The sequence below is a fragment of the Clostridioides sp. ZZV14-6150 genome (assembly GCF_020657875.1).
Classification (GTDB): Bacteria; Bacillota; Clostridia; order Peptostreptococcales; family Peptostreptococcaceae; genus Clostridioides.
This window is the reverse complement of sequence record NZ_JAGWDA010000057.1, coordinates 1-493: the sequence shown is the minus strand read 5'-3', so window position 1 is coordinate 493 and position 493 is coordinate 1. Positions and strand designations below refer to the sequence as shown.

The window sequence follows — 493 nt, the reverse complement described above, 5'->3', positions numbered from 1 at the left end:
CTCAAAATTAAACAGTAGGCAATTCTCCTTAGAAAGGAGGTGATCCAGCCGCACCTTCCGATACGGCTACCTTGTTACGACTTCACCCCAGTTATTGATTCCACCTTCGACGACTTCTTCCAAAAGGTTAGATAATCGGCTTCGGGCGTCTCCAACTCCCGTGGTGTGACGGGCGGTGTGTACAAGACCCGGGAACGCATTCACCGCAGCATTCTGATCTGCGATTACTAGTAACTCCAGCTTCATGTAGGCGAGTTTCAGCCTACAATCCGAACTGAGAGTAGCTTTAAGGGATTAGCTCCACCTTACGGCTTGGCAACCCTCTGTACTACCCATTGTAGCACGTGTGTAGCCCTAAGCATAAGGGGCATGATGATTTGACGTCATCCCCACCTTCCTCCAGGTTATCCCTGGCAGTCTCTCTAGAGTGCCCAACTTAATGATGGCAACTAAAGACAAGGGTTGCGCTCGTTGCGGGACTTAACCCAACATC

General features: G+C 50.3%; 1 rRNA gene. It reads right to left on the bottom strand.

The features are described from left to right. Positions 1–32 precede the first annotated feature (32 nt). Positions 33–493, bottom strand: a 16S ribosomal RNA gene (locus tag KGF41_RS20515); the annotation flags it as partial.